Source organism: Wolbachia endosymbiont of Wuchereria bancrofti (genome assembly GCF_002204235.2).
Lineage (GTDB): Bacteria > Pseudomonadota > Alphaproteobacteria > Rickettsiales > Anaplasmataceae > Wolbachia.
On record NZ_NJBR02000073.1, the window covers coordinates 20,413 to 34,669 of the forward strand.

Below are 14,257 nucleotides of genomic sequence, written 5' to 3' on the forward strand. Positions count from 1 at the left end.
TAAAAAAGTGTGTCAAACAAGAAGTAAAAATATAACAGAAACAAAAAATGGAGGTTTGGTAAATGAATCAAAAAATAGGGAACAGAGCTACTGGGCTGGTAGATTATAAAGGACTAGAAACAAATATCCTGTCATCTATAAGAGAAGGCAGGACATTGACTGGAAGAGATAGGGTATCAACATCATTGATAAAAAAGTTGCTGGAAGCAAGCCTGGAAGGTGAAATAGAAAATCACTTATCCTCTGAAAGTGAAGAGAACAATCGAAAGATGGGAAAATTCAAAGACTTTACAGACAAGTGCGGGTTCATTTGAGCTGTTAGCACCAAGAGATAGAGAGAGAAGCTTTGAACCTCAAATAGCCAAAAAAAGTCAAACAAGCCTGTATCCAGAATTTGAAGCAAAGGTCTTAAGTACGTACGCCAGTAGCATGAGGTACAGAAATATAGCATCACATGTAGAGGAAATGTATGATCGCAAAATATCTGCAGCAGAGGTATCAGTATTACTAACAAATTATTACCTATAATCAATGAATGGCGTAGTCGTCCACTACAATCTATATATCCAACAGTGTTTATGGATGGCCTATTTTTTGAGGTCAAGGAGGATGGACATTGCGTGAGTAAATATATGTACAACATATTAGGAATAGACCAAAATGGCAGAAAAGAAGTTTTGGGCTTTTATTTGGCTGAGAGCAAAAGGCTAGCTTCCGGTTGGGAGTACTAAATGACCTAAAAAGAGAGAGGTATAGAGGTAGCTTGCTGCGTTGATGGTCTAAGAAGCCTTCCTACAACCATAAATAGCGTATTTCCTAGCGCGGAAGTACAGTTATGTGCAGTACATCAGATAAGAAATTCACTGAAATATGTATCGAGCAAAGATGTGAAGATTTTCATGAATAACCAAAAAAAGTATATTAGACTTCAGGTGGAGAAATCGCGAGAATTATTTGCTTGAGCTAGAAGAGAAATGGGGAGAAAAGTACCCGTTAGTTGTGAAGTCTTAGCAAATCATTGGGGAAATTTATCCAATTATTTCAAGTATTCCGGTCTAGTAAGGAGGTTGATTTATACTATAAATCCTATTGAGAGATTGCACAGACAGATCAGAAAATTTACTAAAATCAAGGATTCATTTACCGGCACAAATGCCTTGTACAAACAGGTGTATTATGCTATAAAGAAGGCAGAGCAAGATTAGACTATAGCTATACCTAATTGAGTTTAACTATATTTCAACTTGATATCTTTTTCTCTGGTAGATTAAAAATCGAGTTGAATTAAAAAATGTGCTTTGACATACTTCTTTGAATATTACCTCTTGTTCTTTAATTATCTTTTAACTTTTATATGTTATTTGATATAGATTGATACCTTAAGTTCAAGGTGAGAAGATTATTTATTTTAGTTATATTGTCTAGCTTTTCTTCAGTATAACCGTGTTTTAGAGTTAATTGGATTAAAGATGGATCTTACTACACTTTATTGTCTTATTACTCTGGCAGTGAAAAATACGTAGGCCATCGCACCGGCTATCACTATACAGACAACATTAAAATTTTAGCTGCGTATATGATGTTACCACTTCCTTGATACTCTTTTACAGAAGGAAAAAAGAAAAGTGGACTTCTTATAGAACTCCATTACCATCACAGAATTGAGTACATAGATATCACTCTCTATATCACTTATAATATGGGTGTTTCTGATACTGCGTCTATCAAATATCCTGGCATAGAAGAAATTGAACTTTGTAATCATTATAACGATCATACAAATGTTTATCTACCGCTTGACAAAAGAGAAATTGAGTATTTTGGTTTCTCTTTCTCTTATCAGATGAGTTTTGATATTGATCTTCTGCTTTTTTCAAGAACAAGCCTCTTTGCTGGTTACAGATTATAAAGATTTCAAAAATTCTCTCACGTAGTCGAATTTGGGATAACGATTTAACCTGTAAGAAGGTGTTACAAATTATGCAACACCTTCTCAAGAAGAGTGTTATTTAGTTTACTGTCATTAAGTCCCATTCAGTGGTTTTGCAGTACTAGCTAACATCTACATAAAGTTTTGTGCCTGGTGTGTTTGATTCATCAAGTTTTGTGCTGATATATCTGACAAGCTCCTTTGTCTCTCCCTTCCACTTTTAACTCCCTGATAGATACAAAATGTAATAAAACTAATCGTTGCTAATGTAATAACACTTGCTATGATACAACAAGTCAGCATTATTTTTTCTTGTTCTCCTACTGTTTCTATAAGTGTTCCCACTTTTTCTTCCAAATTTGTGAATTTTTTCTGCAAGCCATTTAAGTACTCCTGCATACTTTGAAACTGCTCAGTGCCAATCTTTTCTTCTAATGCACTAAATACCTTTTCAAACTGTTCAGTGTCAACCTTTTGAGCTTCTTGCCATTTTTTTAATGCACTAAATACCCTTTGAAACTGTTCAGCATCGATTTTTTGACTTTCCTGCAATTCTGTTACACCTAACCAATCGCATAAAATTCCTTTTACCATTTTCACCCCCTAGCTAATTAATATACTATAATTTTACATTTCAAATGTTTAAATTATTATTAAATTGACTATTTACAAAATATAAAGATCTTTATATCAAGAAACGTTATTATGACCAACTCTTTGATTATCGATTTTCTGTCCCTGGGCAAGGTACTCACTTCCATTTTTAATAAAATTAACATCGCATGATTGAAACATATCTCTTAATTTACGGTTAAGAGTAAGTTAAGTGATGTTCTGTTCAAAGAAATAAGATTTATCGGGCTTAAAATAGAATACTACACACATTGTGTCTTTATCAGGTCTAGCTTGGATTAGTCTTCAATCTTTTCTTTCCCTAGTTTCTTCAAATCTTGCTTTTATTTTGTTCTGATTAAGTATATTCTGTTTATACTTACCACAGATCTTTTTTAATATAAGTGAGTCTATAATAGCAATTATATCATTGCCATTTTTATTGGCTAAAATCCCATTAGATAGTGTTATATCACTTCCTATTGCCTTTTTGTTCCTCATCTTTTCCATAAAGTTTTTTTCTCTGTTCTTTATATTTATCATTATGAACTACTCCTTCTTCCGTTTGAGATCCTTTTCGCTCACATAGCATATAATAAGTTGCAATATACCTAAAGGTATCAACCTCAATTGAAAAATATATCCTTTCCTCAGGCTTCTTACTGTGCATATCATGAAAATAATCTTGAATGCTTATATCCTTTCCACCTATCTTTCCCCTTGATCAATTTCTTTCCAACAAGAGTCATATTAAAGGCCATATAGATCAGTAATGTTTATTCCATCTACTCCTTTAAATTTATCCCTCAATTCTTTGATTTGGCCTGGTTTAAACCCTGGTCCGTTTATAACCGAAAAAATATCTCTATCTTCGCTAGTTCCTTGTTTATGTTTAATTAATACATTCACATAGTTGAGTTTGCTATTCTTGTCATCCTGCAACATTTTCCCGGTGTTTTTTAGAACCCACGTTACAATAATTAGCACTTTGTTAGGTAAAAATTTTACTTTTTTATCTGTGCTCATAAAATTTCTAATAATACTTGCTATATTATATAATATATTAAAATTATTAATAATTATTAGATGCCCAAGAAAAACAATAAGGCGTAGGTCTTTGGGAGCAGTATTGTATGCTTCCATACTTGCTTTCAGAAGCAAGTTTTGAGAGAATTCTAGTTTGCTTTCTTGCTCAATACAAAAGAATGAAGTTTGAAATAAATATTTTTGTGTTATATTATTACTGAATCATACTAAAAGGATTAGCTGAATAGGAGTAATCAATGACGCAACAAGAAATGATAACAATTAACGCAGAATTACGTGATGTAACAAAAACAAAAGCAATACGTTCTCTAAGAAAGAAAGGGAACATACCTGCAGTTGTATATGGTAAAGGGCATAATAATGTGAATTTAACATTATCTGCAAAGGAATTCACGAAACAATATAAGTTAGGTTTCCTTTCTGCACATGTGATAGAACTTGATATTTCAGGCAAAAAAGAATATGCTCTCGTTCGTGATATTCAATGGCATGTAGTAAAAGATACTATACAGCATGTTGATTTTCAATTTGTTGATAAAGGTAGTGAAATTAAAATAGACATACCTCTATCGTTTGTGAATGAAAGCAAATCTCCAGGAATCAAACTGGGCGGAGTACTCAACGTTTTGTGCCGCTCTATCACTGTTAAATGTTCTCCTGACAAAATACCTCAGGCTATAGAAGTAGATTTATCGGGTAAAATGATTGGCCAGTCTGTACATATAAGTGATGTAAAATTGCCAGGAGGTGTTAAACTTGCAGCGCACGAAGAAGAGAACTTTACCGTTGTCACAATTTCTGCTGCCGATAGTGACGTTGAGGAGTCTCAGGTGGAAACAACAGAGGAATAGTGCATCTGATAGTTGGGCTTGGTAACCCCGGTAGTCAATATGAGCTGGCTTATCATAACATTGGTTTTATCATTGTTGATGCAATTTGCAAACATTGGAATTTTCAGTCATTCTCTAAGAAAGCAGATTGCCTGATAACCTCTAGCGTAATTAATGATAATAAAATTATGTTAATGAAGCCTTATTCGTTTATGAATAATTCAGGTATTCCTGTTGCAAGAATACGAAACTTTTACAAATTTTCGCTAGATAACGTCATTGTTATACATGATGATGCTGATCTAAAACTTGGCAGAATAAAAATAAAGAAGGGTGGTGGTTCTGCTGGACATAATGGACTTAAATCTATAGATAGTTCTATTGGTAACGATTATTGGCGCTTGAGATTTGGGATAGGCAGATCTGACGGTCAAAGAAGTCTAGCAGATTACGTATTATCAAAGTTTTCCAATCTTGATAATGTCATTCCCTTAGTAGAAAGAATAGCACAAAACATACACTTAATGCTGCAAGGAAATAATACAGCTTTTACTAACTCAATTGTATGATATGACAAGGTTGTTTTGTGTAATTTAAACAACACTTTGTTGTATCAGGCTCGTTTCAAATATAGATACTTTCATCTAATTAAAATCTTAATTATTATTAATATTAACTAATAAAAACTTAATAGTAATTCTTAATAATATAAGAATTGACATGTTCACAATTTTGTGTTATAAAAGAAACAGAAGAGTATTTTCTTAAAATAGGAATACAAAGAAATAAAGCTAAGTTCAGAGTAACTTGGAGATTCTAACTATATGTCAGGTTTACTTTCTGATATTGTAGGAAAAGAGGAGGAATGGCTAAACTAGGTAAAGCTATACAATTATAGGTAACTGGAGAATTAATTAAGAAATTAACTAATTTAGAAGTAAACCTTAATGCCCATAATCAAGATGGGCATACCCCTTTATATGTTGCAATTTGGAAGGGCAATGTCGAAGTTGCAAAACTACTGGTAAAGTACAGTGTAAACGTTAATAGTAAGGATGAACGTAATTGTACGCTACTTCATATTAGAATCGGACGTAAACAGCTAGAGATAGTGAAATTGCTGATAAAAAATGGAGCAAACGTTAATGCAAAAACTAAAAATCATGGTAAAGATGATTTAATACCAATGCACCTTGCAATCTTTGTAAATACGCCGGAGTTTATAGAATTGCTAAGTAACAATGGTGCAATAATTAGTGAGAGAGAAAGTGCTGAAGGATATACCCCTCTTCACCTTGCTGTTTTATACGGGAATATAGGCATAATACAAGCCTTAATTGATAAGGAAGGATGTAGATAATAATGGGTGCACAACTCTATCTTTAGCTGTTAGGCAATATACTGAAGTAGAAAATGACAGCAGAATAGAAGTTATCGAGTATCTGATAAATGAACTCAAAGCAGATGTGGTAAAGAAAGATAATAACCACAATACAGCACTTTTTCTTGCTGCTAATAATTGTCCTGGGAAAGTAATAAGGCTTATCATCGAACGACATTATAGAAAGTTTTGGTAGGGATCAACTAGAGAATTTTATCAACTATAAAGATAAAGTTGGAATAGATGCTTTGAACATTGCACTCAATAGTGGGAACGAGAAAGCTATTGAAGTATTGAAATCATATGGAGCAGACATTGAGAATAGGGTAGAAGGCGAGAGCCGCTTACTTCGTGCATTGAAAAAAGGTAATGTAGAAAAAACGGAGCTTCTTTTAAGCTAGAGGGTGAACGTTAACATAAAAAATGAAAAAGGGCTTACTCTTTTAGGTCTTACAATACAGAAAAACGGTCAAAATATGGCTCAATTTCTAAAAGAGAATAGAGCAAAGACAAGTTTAGAAATAGAAGCACAGTAATTAAGCTAGCTATTATAACCCTCAGTTTGGCACTAGTAGTACATTCTGTTATAAAAGGCATTCAAAAAGTTGCTGCAAAAAAAACAGATAACATTCTCAGTGAAGTAGAGAGTCAAAAAGTAGTATCTCCAAGGCAAAAAGTATAAGGTTTTTTATAAAATAATCAGTAAATCGCAGAAAGCCATAGTGATTTATAGATTTCTTATTGCCATGCTTTTATAGTACGATATACTAATATTAAAATAGATGTGTAATATGTTAATAGGCAAAAATAATGGTCAACAGCAAAATAGGATAAATAGAGCAAATACCATAATGGAAGAATATGAAACGCTTATAACAATACTGGTGAAATCAAAAAATCTATCGATATAATTTTACTAGTAAGTATAATTCCTCTAATTTTTCTTCTTATATGGTTCTTTTTGTATTTAAGGTTGGCAAATTATTTTTTAAAACCGGAAGAAAATGAAGCAAAATTACCAACTTGGTCAAAAAATGTCATTAGGGTAATATTAAGAACTGTTTTAATCATATGCATTATTCCTTTCTATGTGTTTTTGGTATTGCCTGCATTGTTCTTGTGGTTGCTAAACTGGACTCTCGTTAAAGAAATATGGCAATTTAACGACTTAATGCAAGAAGCTCCAGAAGAAGAAAGGCAGCTTATCATGTACAGGTTAGTTGATACCCTTCCTTTTATTGCACAAACTACCCGTGATCCGAGTGCAGTTGCTAGTGTAAATTTAAGTGTTAATAAACTAATAGAGAAGTATAGAGAAAATCTAAGCAAGGATGAATTCTATACGCAGTTAAATAAAGAAAATACAACTAATATTGAAGGATACATTAAACAGTCAAATGAATTTAAAGCAGAAGAAAAGTCTCATGCACTAAAATGCTTGGGATTTATCAATAGAATAGAAGATAAATTTCAAGACAATTATGGTAAGTTAACGCTAAAGCAAGCAGCTATTTTGTGTTGAAAAGCCTACAACGATAGAGACACAAGAATAGCAGAACAAGGAGTTCCTTTAAGTGATGAAAATGTAAAAGATAGGAAGAATATGTTTATTAAGAGGTTTGATAGATGCAGCAACAACTTATGGTGATCAAGGTCAAGGTTGTGCCGGTGGAACATACAATAAACTGTTTAAGTCTTTGTCTGGTTTACGTCCATTAGTAGTTATCACGCTAGATCGACAGGAGGTCAGTAAAATGATAAAAGAGGCAATTACTCTGGGATCTTCTGAAATGGCTAGGGAAAATCTTGGTAATTTCTCTAAAGAAGAGCAAGAAAAGATTAGTAATGAATTACCGGAATTATCGCCTGAAATAGTGAGGCATATTATAGCCACATGCTTAGCTCTTGAGGAAAAGTGTCAAAGGTTTAACAACAAGCTGGATAGTGATACAAGAAAGGAGATATTAGAAACATGTATAGGTAATTTGCCCTATGTTCTACTAGGTAATCCTTTAAATGAAATGATTAGATAAATTATATTTCATTCAAGTTATTCATCTTGAAGCATAAAACAGGGTTTTGCATAATTATTTTAATTTGGACCTATGTATTAAAATAACGTGCGAAATCGCAGTATGCAGGTAAGTTAATATGCTTTATACTTACACGTCACAACCACAGCTGTACAAACATTTATTTTGTGAGATAACTCACATAACAAAGGTGTCATTCCAGCACGTGAAGCTGGTACAGTTCGTCATACCGCGATTCATTTGCGGTATCTCTAGATTCTGCTAACAAGCAGCGGTTGTCGGTAAATCTTCAGCTACAAATATTTAAGAAATCCACCAAGTAAGAATAAAGACAAAAGAAGCCCTAGTTAATATCTATTTAAAAACATTAGCGTTTTTTTATGTTTTAAATACTTAATAATCGCGACTCAGTTGTTTTTTATTGCAACTAACCTTTAGTCATAAATGTTTTAGAAATTTACTAGGCAAAAAAAAAGGCAAAAGATATACCGTGGTAGATAGTATTTATTCTCTAATCCTGCAAATTAGCATATTATACTGTCCTAAACACTTTGTAAGTATAAGCGAGTTTCAACTTATATAGGTAAAAACCTAGAAATGTTGTGAAGACATAAAGTACATATAGTGCAAAAAATTAAACATAAGATGCTAATTATATAATACTTTGTCATTTTAATCTGCACAGATTGAAGGTAACTTAATACCTTCAGTATCGTGATAAGGGGGCTAGCTAGGTTTGTAAAGTAGTTTTTTTCCAATGTGCTGCCAAAAGTTTGTTATGCAAGGAAATTCTATAGATTGGGTATCATAATATTATAGCTGCATTAATTTTGGTGTGTGTGACCTTGAAAGGTCATAGTTCAATACTTAAATCACTAGGGTAGTAGGCAAATAATGGAGCTCAAAATGCATAACGTAAAAGGAACTGAAAATTTAAAATTTGATGCTGAAGTAGGAAAAGTACTGAATATAGTAATTCATTCACTTTATACTAATAAAGATATTTTTCTGCGTGAGTTGGTATCAAATGCATCAGATGCATGCGATAAATTGCGCTATGAATCTCAACTAAACCCTAATTTGCTAGATTCAAGTGGTGAGTTAAAAATCACTATTAGCTCTAACAAAGATGAGAATGAGCTGTATATAACCGACAATGGAATAGGGATGAGCAGACAGGATTTAATAGGTAATCTCGGTACAATTGCAAGCTCTGGTACGCAAAAGTTCTTGGGTGCAATTAAGAATAGTAAAGATTCAAGCCAAGCTGTAGAACTGATCGGAAAATTTGGTGTCGGGTTTTACTCAAGCTTCATGGTTGCCTCAGAGGTGATAGTTGAATCTCGAAAGGCAGGGGAAGAGGAATCTTGGGTCTGGAGATCTACAGGAGGTGGAGAATATTCGATCAGTAAGTTGGATAATCAAATCCCTTGTGGAACGAAAATTACCTTGGTTATGCGTCCTGAGGAGAATGAGTTTTTAGACAAATTTCGCATTGAAAACATTGTTACTACCTATTCTGATCACATAAATTTTCCTGTTGAATTTATAGACGAAGAAGGAAAAAGTGAAAAATTAAACAGCAAGGCTGCAATTTGGACTAAGCTAAAAAATGACGTTACTCAAGAGGAGCATAATGATTTTTTCCGTGGTGTTGCACATGTTGGCGGAGAGCCTTGGATGATATTGCATAATAAAAATGAAGGGGCGATAGAATATACAAATTTGCTTTATGTTCCCTCTATTAAACCCTTCGATTTGTTTCACCCAGATAGACGTTGCTCTGTAAAATTATATGTAAATAAGGTGTTTATTACTGAAGATAATGTACAAATCATACCACAATACTTACGTTTCTTGAAAGGTGTTGTCGATTCACCAGATTTGCCCCTTAATATCAGCAGAGAAACACTGCAGAATAATCGTGTTGTTGAGCAAATCAGAAAATCCCTCACTAAGCGTGTTATATCAGAGCTCGGTAAGAAGGCAAAAGAGAATTTAGAGGAATACACGAAATTCTGGACCAATTTTGGTGCGGTATTAAAAGAGGGTCTCTGTGAAGCTATGCCAACTGACGAAAGAGAAGCGCTGCTCTCAATTTGCAGGTTCCATAGCACTGGTGATAAAAAATTAGTCAGCATTGACGACTATATAAGCAGAATGAAGCCTGAGCAGGAGCATATCTATTATCTAACTGGAAATAGCCTTGATTCAGTAAAAAATAGTCCACAACTTGAAGGATTTATCAGTAAAGGATTGGAGGTTCTTCTGTTTGTTGATCCAGTAGATGATTTCTGGACTAGTGTGATTCATGAATATAAAGATCAAAAATTTAAGTCTGTGACTCGTGCGGATGTTGATCTGGAAAAGTTCTCTCCGGAGGAAAAGGATGAAGAGAATAAATCAGATGAAAAAAGGGCTGAGGGAAATACGGATTCTATATTGCAGTATTTCACCAAAGTTCTCGGTAATGCGGTGAAAAGCGTAAAAATTTCTAAAAAATTGACTGATAGTCCTGTATGTCTAGCAGTTGATGAGGGTGCTATGGATCTTAGAATGGAGCGTTTTTTACGCGAACAAAATCAGCTAAATTACCGTACACCAAAGGTGCTTGAGGTCAACACTAAACATTCTGTGATAAAAAGTATAATAAAATCTTACGCTGAGAACGGTGAAAACCCGACATTGGAAGATATGGTCCACCTATTGTTTTATCAAGCTTGCATAGTGGAGGGCGAAGAGATGGAAGACGCAAGCCTGTTTGCTAGGAAGTTAAATAACTTGCTTGGCAAAGTTATAATTTAGTGCTATACTAAATTAGGCTAATTTATAGTGAGTGGTAAATACGACTAATCAAACAGATTCTCTGGATTCAAGCTGGGAAAAAGTAGGTATAAATCAAGTAGCAGCTGAAATTGAAGAACATTACCATTACAAAGATCAACCTGATCAAGGTTCTAGCACAGCAATTATGTTAGAATTTCAACTAACACAATCTTTGCTCAGTAGAGTAAAGGTGAATAAGGATAATAAAAATGCAAGTTCTGACAAGCAAGCACAACTTGACTTGAACAGAATGAATTTTGTGATTAATGGGAAAATAGTAGATAAAGAGTATATTCTCAAATTATACGGTGAGAACAATTACTTAATTCCAAATGGAAGCGAAGATTACTGTCTGTTTGCTAAGAGAGTTTTTGCAGGAATGTTTGAATATGCTAAAGCAGAAGTTCCAAATAACCGTATACTGGAAAAATTAGTTATCAATTACGATCAAGCAGTATATGAATTTACAATATATGAATAAATTTAGCTTATACTTGCTCAATATAATTTAATAATGACAATTCCTAAAAAAACAATAAGTCTTTGTTGTAATAGTGCAGATTCTATAAGTGTTGAATATAGTGATGTTATAGTTGTAGAAAATTTAGATCCAGAACAATTGGAACAATACAAATCTAGCAGTAAGCTAGAATTCACACTTAAATTTTTAAATGGTAAAGTAGAGTATAAAAACGGTAAAGTAACACTTACTATTCCTGAGCAATTAAAGAATTGCAAAGCCAATGGCAAAAGTTTACTAGGTGATATCAATGAACATTTTAAAGATACTGATAATGAAGTTGTTGAATGTCTTGTAGACAAAATTGCTGATGGCCTTAAGTCATTTGTTATGAATCTGGAAGATTTTAATGTCGATGGTTCATCTATTATCAATGAAGATGATGGTGCTCCAGTACAAATACTTGATAGCACAGAGTATGGTGGTACAGCAGACAGAGCAGTTGCTGGTCCAGGGTATTGTTAACAATGTTGTAGGCACATTAGCAGGTATTGTAGAAGTTCCTATAGGGATGGCAACGGAGTGGGTATGGCTCTCCAAGACCAAAGTAATGTAGAACTAAGACATGATATTGAGGAGTTTTCTATCATAGCTGAAAGTTTTACCTTTGATGAGTTAGTAGATATCATAAATAAAGCAAAAAGTCATAATAATTACATGGATTTAGATAAAGTTATAAATAGTATAAGAGAAGGTAAGGAAGATGATAGAACTATCACTGATTTTGATCGTGATAATTTGAGGAATTTTTGCTCTGAACAACTTAATTTAACAGTACGAACAGATCATCATAGACCTGTGCATGAAATGCTGGTAAGCGAAATTTTTAACAAGGGAAATGGTAGAAGTTATTATTCAGTGAAAAAACTTGTACTGTTAGCAATTGCAGCTGATGATACACTTGTAGAAAAGTATGCAAATGCAAATAAGGATATATTATTCATGCAAAGATGAAGGTTTAGGTAGTCTACTTATTGGTGTTAGTGGGCAAGTATATATTGATATTCTACGTCTATTAAAAATATGGAATGTGTGATTAAAGTACTGGAATTACTTCAAAATATTAAACTTTGATTATATTTACCCAAGCTATAGCTCGATCCCTTTACATTTTGCGATTCACTGTGGTAAGTTTAATGTAACAGAGATTATTATTAATCATGAAGTTGTTTATATTAATAGTATAGGCAATTTAGAAAATACACCTTTGCATTATGCTGTAACACGCGATAATTTAGTAAGCTTGCTTATTAAGAATGGTGCTGAGGTTAATATTAAAGATGGAGAATATGGTAAAACAGCTTTACGTTAGGCTGCCTACCATGGTAAGTTTGAAATAGTGAAACTGCTTGTGAAACAGGGAGCTGATTGGAATATTAAAAATCAAAATGGTAAGACAGCTTTAGATTTGGTAAGAACAAGGCCAAAATCAAGTCGTGAAAGTGATACACTGCCTACTCATGAGTCAGAAATCACAAAATCCTTAAAGCTTTAAATAATAAAACACCTTTGTATTATGCTATTGAAAATAGAAATTATGACACAGCTAAAAAGCTTCTTGTAAAAGGTGTTGATATTAATACTAAGAATAGCGATAATTAGACGCCTTTAAGCAGAGCTATTACAGATAGTGATTTGAACTTCCTAATACTTCTGTTCAATCATGATATTAGTACTAATATTGAAATCCAGAACGGTTATAATACTCACTTATCCTGGGCTATCCAAAGAAATAGAGCATACAAGAACGATCAGACATCGGAAGTAGTTAAAGTTACTTCTTGAAAGGGGAGCTATTGTGAGAAGGAACTTAAAGAAGCTATTGCAACAACTAATTTTGAAATAGTAAGATTTTTTGTGAGTAAAGATACTGTTATAACTAAAGAAATTATAGGATATGCAAAATACTGTGTGAAACGTAAAAGTCATATAAGTGAATATCCAGGTGGATTGGAAAGTGATAAACAAGTTCGTACTAAAATATTAGGCTTTCATGAGGGTAGATTTAGTAGTATGCAACTTGATAGTGACTTAGTAAATAAACCTGCAACCCCAAACCAAGCAGTGGATGAGGCGGATGATGAACAATTGCAAAGTCAAGAGTCCAAAAGTGCTGACGGCTACCAGCCAGAAAAAATATTGTGAACAATGGAAAAATATTACGAACAATAAAGGGCTTCAAAAGAGAAGCCTATAGGCAATAACCATGAAGGGAGCAAAATGCATATTGATGATAAAAATACGAAAAGCGTAAAAGAAAGACTGTCTGATGCTATCTGGGATACCAATTTCGAAAAAGTGAAGCGTTTAGTGGAACAAGGGGCGATAATATAATACAACTTGTTTTAAGTAAAGCTTTAGAAGAAGCTGCGTCAGGTAGAGGTTGATAAGAAAGATAAGAAATCTAAAAGGAGCTTATAAGATTAGAGAATTTCTTGAAGAAAAGCTTAAGAACATTAGTGATAATGTTGCTGCATCATCAGTGGGTGATGAAGATGTTGGTGCTACTACAAGTAGTCAAAAGAAAAAAACATCTACTGGTAAGCTTACTGAATAGGTGATATTGCAAATAGATGATAAGTTAGAACTTAGAAGTAAAACCGATCGGCAGGGTTCACCACGACTTTCATGAAAGCGTTCTGCGAATGATGCTGGGAGCAGCGGTAGTTCTTCAAGTTTCTTCAAATTACCTAAAAGTGATACTGAAAATAGCAATAGTGACTGTGTTGGAGTTTCTTCTGAGGATATAGTTAAGGAGGGTTCCACACTCGAAAGTAACAGCAGTATACAAAATATATAGCCGGGAAATTCAGTGCCATCATCTAGTGTTTCTTCAAATATTGACAACGTACATACAACTGAAGGGCCTGTGGTAACTACAGCAAATATGTGGGATAGTAATTGGTCAACTTGAAAGTAAAGATAATAAATAAAGTTCACTACCACCTTCATCACTATTTAAATCCTTTTCATTGCCAATTTTATCACAGAGTTTTATAATAGATGATGGTAAGCTTAGTGATAACTCTTCAGATCCTAGCATTTATTTGTGCAATTTTCGGAAAACTGAGGATGATG

23 protein-coding genes and 2 pseudogenes are annotated in these 14,257 nt (G+C 33.5%); 20 read left to right on the plus strand and 5 right to left on the minus strand.

What is annotated here, in order from left to right; genetic code table 11:
* The first annotated feature begins 62 nt into the window (after positions 1 to 62).
* The 3 genes and pseudogenes from CCY16_RS06350 to CCY16_RS03760 all read left to right on the plus strand — a co-directional run bounded on the left by CCY16_RS06350 (position 63) and on the right by CCY16_RS03760 (position 1,909).
* Complete coding sequence (locus tag CCY16_RS06350) at positions 63 to 314, plus strand: hypothetical protein (RefSeq protein WP_245800773.1); 252 nt, start codon at positions 63 to 65, stop codon at positions 312 to 314.
* Positions 250 to 1,205, plus strand: a pseudogene (locus CCY16_RS03755) (IS256 family transposase). The gene CCY16_RS06350 and the pseudogene CCY16_RS03755 overlap by 65 nt, the downstream one beginning before the upstream one ends.
* A gap of 494 nt (positions 1,206 to 1,699) precedes the next feature.
* Entirely contained in the window at positions 1,700 to 1,909 is a 210-nt protein-coding gene (locus CCY16_RS03760) for a hypothetical protein (RefSeq protein WP_088415050.1), read from the plus strand.
* A gap of 153 nt (positions 1,910 to 2,062) precedes the next feature.
* Here CCY16_RS03760 and CCY16_RS03765 read toward each other — a convergent pair whose 3' ends face one another.
* The 4 genes from CCY16_RS03765 to CCY16_RS03780 form a co-directional block, all read right to left on the minus strand.
* Positions 2,063 to 2,524 carry a hypothetical protein gene (locus CCY16_RS03765; protein ID WP_088415052.1) on the minus strand — a complete coding sequence of 154 codons (462 nt, stop codon included), beginning with the start codon at positions 2,522 to 2,524 and terminating at the stop codon, positions 2,063 to 2,065.
* Positions 2,525 to 2,848: 324 nt separating this feature from the next.
* Positions 2,849 to 3,052, minus strand: a complete 204-nt coding sequence (locus tag CCY16_RS03770) for a hypothetical protein (RefSeq protein WP_179946059.1) — start codon at positions 3,050 to 3,052, stop codon at positions 2,849 to 2,851.
* Positions 3,015 to 3,212 carry a hypothetical protein gene (locus CCY16_RS03775; RefSeq protein WP_088415056.1) on the minus strand — a complete coding sequence of 66 codons (198 nt, stop codon included), beginning with the start codon at positions 3,210 to 3,212 and terminating at the stop codon, positions 3,015 to 3,017. The genes CCY16_RS03770 and CCY16_RS03775 overlap by 38 nt, the downstream gene beginning before the upstream one ends.
* 80 nt (positions 3,213 to 3,292) lie before the next feature.
* Positions 3,293 to 3,685, minus strand: coding sequence for a hypothetical protein (locus CCY16_RS03780; RefSeq protein ID WP_088415058.1), 393 nt, complete (start codon positions 3,683 to 3,685; stop codon positions 3,293 to 3,295).
* A 140-nt stretch (positions 3,686 to 3,825) separates the two neighbouring features.
* Here CCY16_RS03780 and CCY16_RS03785 point away from each other — a divergent pair, with 140 nt between their 5' ends.
* The 17 genes and pseudogenes from CCY16_RS03785 (at position 3,826) to CCY16_RS05620 (ending at position 13,736) form a co-directional block, all read left to right on the plus strand.
* The gene (locus tag CCY16_RS03785; protein ID WP_088415060.1) at positions 3,826 to 4,440 is read left to right on the plus strand and encodes a 50S ribosomal protein L25/general stress protein Ctc; all 615 of its coding nucleotides are present in this window, start codon (positions 3,826 to 3,828) and stop codon (positions 4,438 to 4,440) included.
* Complete coding sequence (gene pth, locus CCY16_RS03790) at positions 4,440 to 4,988, plus strand: aminoacyl-tRNA hydrolase (RefSeq protein WP_088415062.1); 549 nt, start codon at positions 4,440 to 4,442, stop codon at positions 4,986 to 4,988. The genes CCY16_RS03785 and pth overlap by 1 nt, the downstream gene beginning before the upstream one ends.
* A gap of 344 nt (positions 4,989 to 5,332) precedes the next feature.
* Complete coding sequence (locus CCY16_RS06355) at positions 5,333 to 5,779, plus strand: ankyrin repeat domain-containing protein (RefSeq protein WP_245800778.1); 447 nt, start codon at positions 5,333 to 5,335, stop codon at positions 5,777 to 5,779.
* Positions 5,757 to 5,996: an ankyrin repeat domain-containing protein gene (locus tag CCY16_RS06360; RefSeq protein ID WP_245800774.1), complete on the plus strand. Its 240-nt coding sequence runs from the start codon at positions 5,757 to 5,759 to the stop codon at positions 5,994 to 5,996. The genes CCY16_RS06355 and CCY16_RS06360 overlap by 23 nt, the downstream gene beginning before the upstream one ends.
* A 52-nt stretch (positions 5,997 to 6,048) precedes the next feature.
* Positions 6,049 to 6,201, plus strand: coding sequence for an ankyrin repeat domain-containing protein (locus CCY16_RS06365; RefSeq protein ID WP_245800775.1), 153 nt, complete (start codon positions 6,049 to 6,051; stop codon positions 6,199 to 6,201).
* 3 nt (positions 6,202 to 6,204) lie between these two features.
* Complete coding sequence (locus tag CCY16_RS06710; RefSeq protein WP_281250515.1) at positions 6,205 to 6,336, plus strand: hypothetical protein; 132 nt, start codon at positions 6,205 to 6,207, stop codon at positions 6,334 to 6,336.
* A 437-nt stretch (positions 6,337 to 6,773) separates the two neighbouring features.
* Complete coding sequence (locus CCY16_RS06370; protein ID WP_245800776.1) at positions 6,774 to 7,322, plus strand: hypothetical protein; 549 nt, start codon at positions 6,774 to 6,776, stop codon at positions 7,320 to 7,322.
* A 97-nt stretch (positions 7,323 to 7,419) separates the two neighbouring features.
* Positions 7,420 to 7,833 (plus strand): hypothetical protein, encoded by a 414-nt coding sequence (locus tag CCY16_RS06375; protein WP_245800777.1) that lies wholly within the window; start codon positions 7,420 to 7,422, stop codon positions 7,831 to 7,833.
* 906 nt (positions 7,834 to 8,739) lie between these two features.
* Positions 8,740 to 10,638: a molecular chaperone HtpG gene (gene htpG, locus CCY16_RS03805; protein WP_088415076.1), complete on the plus strand. Its 1,899-nt coding sequence runs from the start codon at positions 8,740 to 8,742 to the stop codon at positions 10,636 to 10,638.
* 31 nt (positions 10,639 to 10,669) lie between these two features.
* A complete protein-coding gene (locus tag CCY16_RS03810) occupies positions 10,670 to 11,140 on the plus strand; it encodes a hypothetical protein (protein ID WP_088415064.1) in 471 nt (156 codons plus the stop codon).
* A gap of 33 nt (positions 11,141 to 11,173) precedes the next feature.
* Positions 11,174 to 11,644 (plus strand): hypothetical protein, encoded by a 471-nt coding sequence (locus CCY16_RS03815; RefSeq protein WP_088415066.1) that lies wholly within the window; start codon positions 11,174 to 11,176, stop codon positions 11,642 to 11,644.
* Positions 11,645 to 11,707: 63 nt separating this feature from the next.
* Positions 11,708 to 12,133 (plus strand): hypothetical protein, encoded by a 426-nt coding sequence (locus CCY16_RS03820; protein WP_088415068.1) that lies wholly within the window; start codon positions 11,708 to 11,710, stop codon positions 12,131 to 12,133.
* 145 nt (positions 12,134 to 12,278) lie between these two features.
* The gene (locus CCY16_RS06930) at positions 12,279 to 12,491 is read left to right on the plus strand and encodes an ankyrin repeat domain-containing protein (RefSeq protein ID WP_369323926.1); all 213 of its coding nucleotides are present in this window, start codon (positions 12,279 to 12,281) and stop codon (positions 12,489 to 12,491) included.
* Between the two features lie 9 nt (positions 12,492 to 12,500).
* A pseudogene (locus CCY16_RS05615) lies at positions 12,501 to 12,674 on the plus strand (ankyrin repeat domain-containing protein); the annotation flags it as partial.
* The gene (locus CCY16_RS06935; RefSeq protein ID WP_143696915.1) at positions 12,659 to 12,781 is read left to right on the plus strand and encodes an ankyrin repeat domain-containing protein; all 123 of its coding nucleotides are present in this window, start codon (positions 12,659 to 12,661) and stop codon (positions 12,779 to 12,781) included. The pseudogene CCY16_RS05615 and the gene CCY16_RS06935, both read left to right, overlap by 16 nt.
* A 255-nt stretch (positions 12,782 to 13,036) precedes the next feature.
* Positions 13,037 to 13,324 (plus strand): hypothetical protein, encoded by a 288-nt coding sequence (locus CCY16_RS03830; protein WP_088415072.1) that lies wholly within the window; start codon positions 13,037 to 13,039, stop codon positions 13,322 to 13,324.
* Positions 13,325 to 13,562: 238 nt separating this feature from the next.
* On the plus strand, positions 13,563 to 13,736 hold the full coding sequence (locus tag CCY16_RS05620; protein ID WP_179946062.1) for a hypothetical protein: 174 nt from the start codon (positions 13,563 to 13,565) through the stop codon (positions 13,734 to 13,736).
* Between the two features lie 348 nt (positions 13,737 to 14,084).
* Here the strand turns inward: CCY16_RS05620 and CCY16_RS05625 are convergent, their stop codons facing one another.
* Positions 14,085 to 14,222, minus strand: coding sequence for a hypothetical protein (locus CCY16_RS05625; protein ID WP_179946063.1), 138 nt, complete (start codon positions 14,220 to 14,222; stop codon positions 14,085 to 14,087).
* Between the last annotated feature and the right edge of the window lie 35 nt (positions 14,223 to 14,257).

Coding starts and splice junctions, on each gene's coding strand:
- CCY16_RS03775 (WP_088415056.1), bottom strand. CDS start 3,212: ATGCACAGTAAGAAGCCTGAGGAAAGGATATATTTTTCAATTGAGGTT.
- CCY16_RS03820 (WP_088415068.1), top strand. CDS start 11,708: ATGGCTCTCCAAGACCAAAGTAATGTAGAACTAAGACATGATATTGAG.
- CCY16_RS03785 (WP_088415060.1), top strand. CDS start 3,826: ATGACGCAACAAGAAATGATAACAATTAACGCAGAATTACGTGATGTA.
- CCY16_RS06350 (WP_245800773.1), top strand. CDS start 63: ATGAATCAAAAAATAGGGAACAGAGCTACTGGGCTGGTAGATTATAAA.
- CCY16_RS03815 (WP_088415066.1), top strand. CDS start 11,174: ATGACAATTCCTAAAAAAACAATAAGTCTTTGTTGTAATAGTGCAGAT.
- CCY16_RS03780 (WP_088415058.1), bottom strand. CDS start 3,685: ATGGAAGCATACAATACTGCTCCCAAAGACCTACGCCTTATTGTTTTT.
- CCY16_RS03770 (WP_179946059.1), bottom strand. CDS start 3,052: ATGGAAAAGATGAGGAACAAAAAGGCAATAGGAAGTGATATAACACTA.
- CCY16_RS05625 (WP_179946063.1), bottom strand. CDS start 14,222: ATGCTAGGATCTGAAGAGTTATCACTAAGCTTACCATCATCTATTATA.
- htpG (WP_088415076.1), top strand. CDS start 8,740: ATGCATAACGTAAAAGGAACTGAAAATTTAAAATTTGATGCTGAAGTA.
- CCY16_RS03760 (WP_088415050.1), top strand. CDS start 1,700: ATGGGTGTTTCTGATACTGCGTCTATCAAATATCCTGGCATAGAAGAA.
- CCY16_RS03765 (WP_088415052.1), bottom strand. CDS start 2,524: ATGGTAAAAGGAATTTTATGCGATTGGTTAGGTGTAACAGAATTGCAG.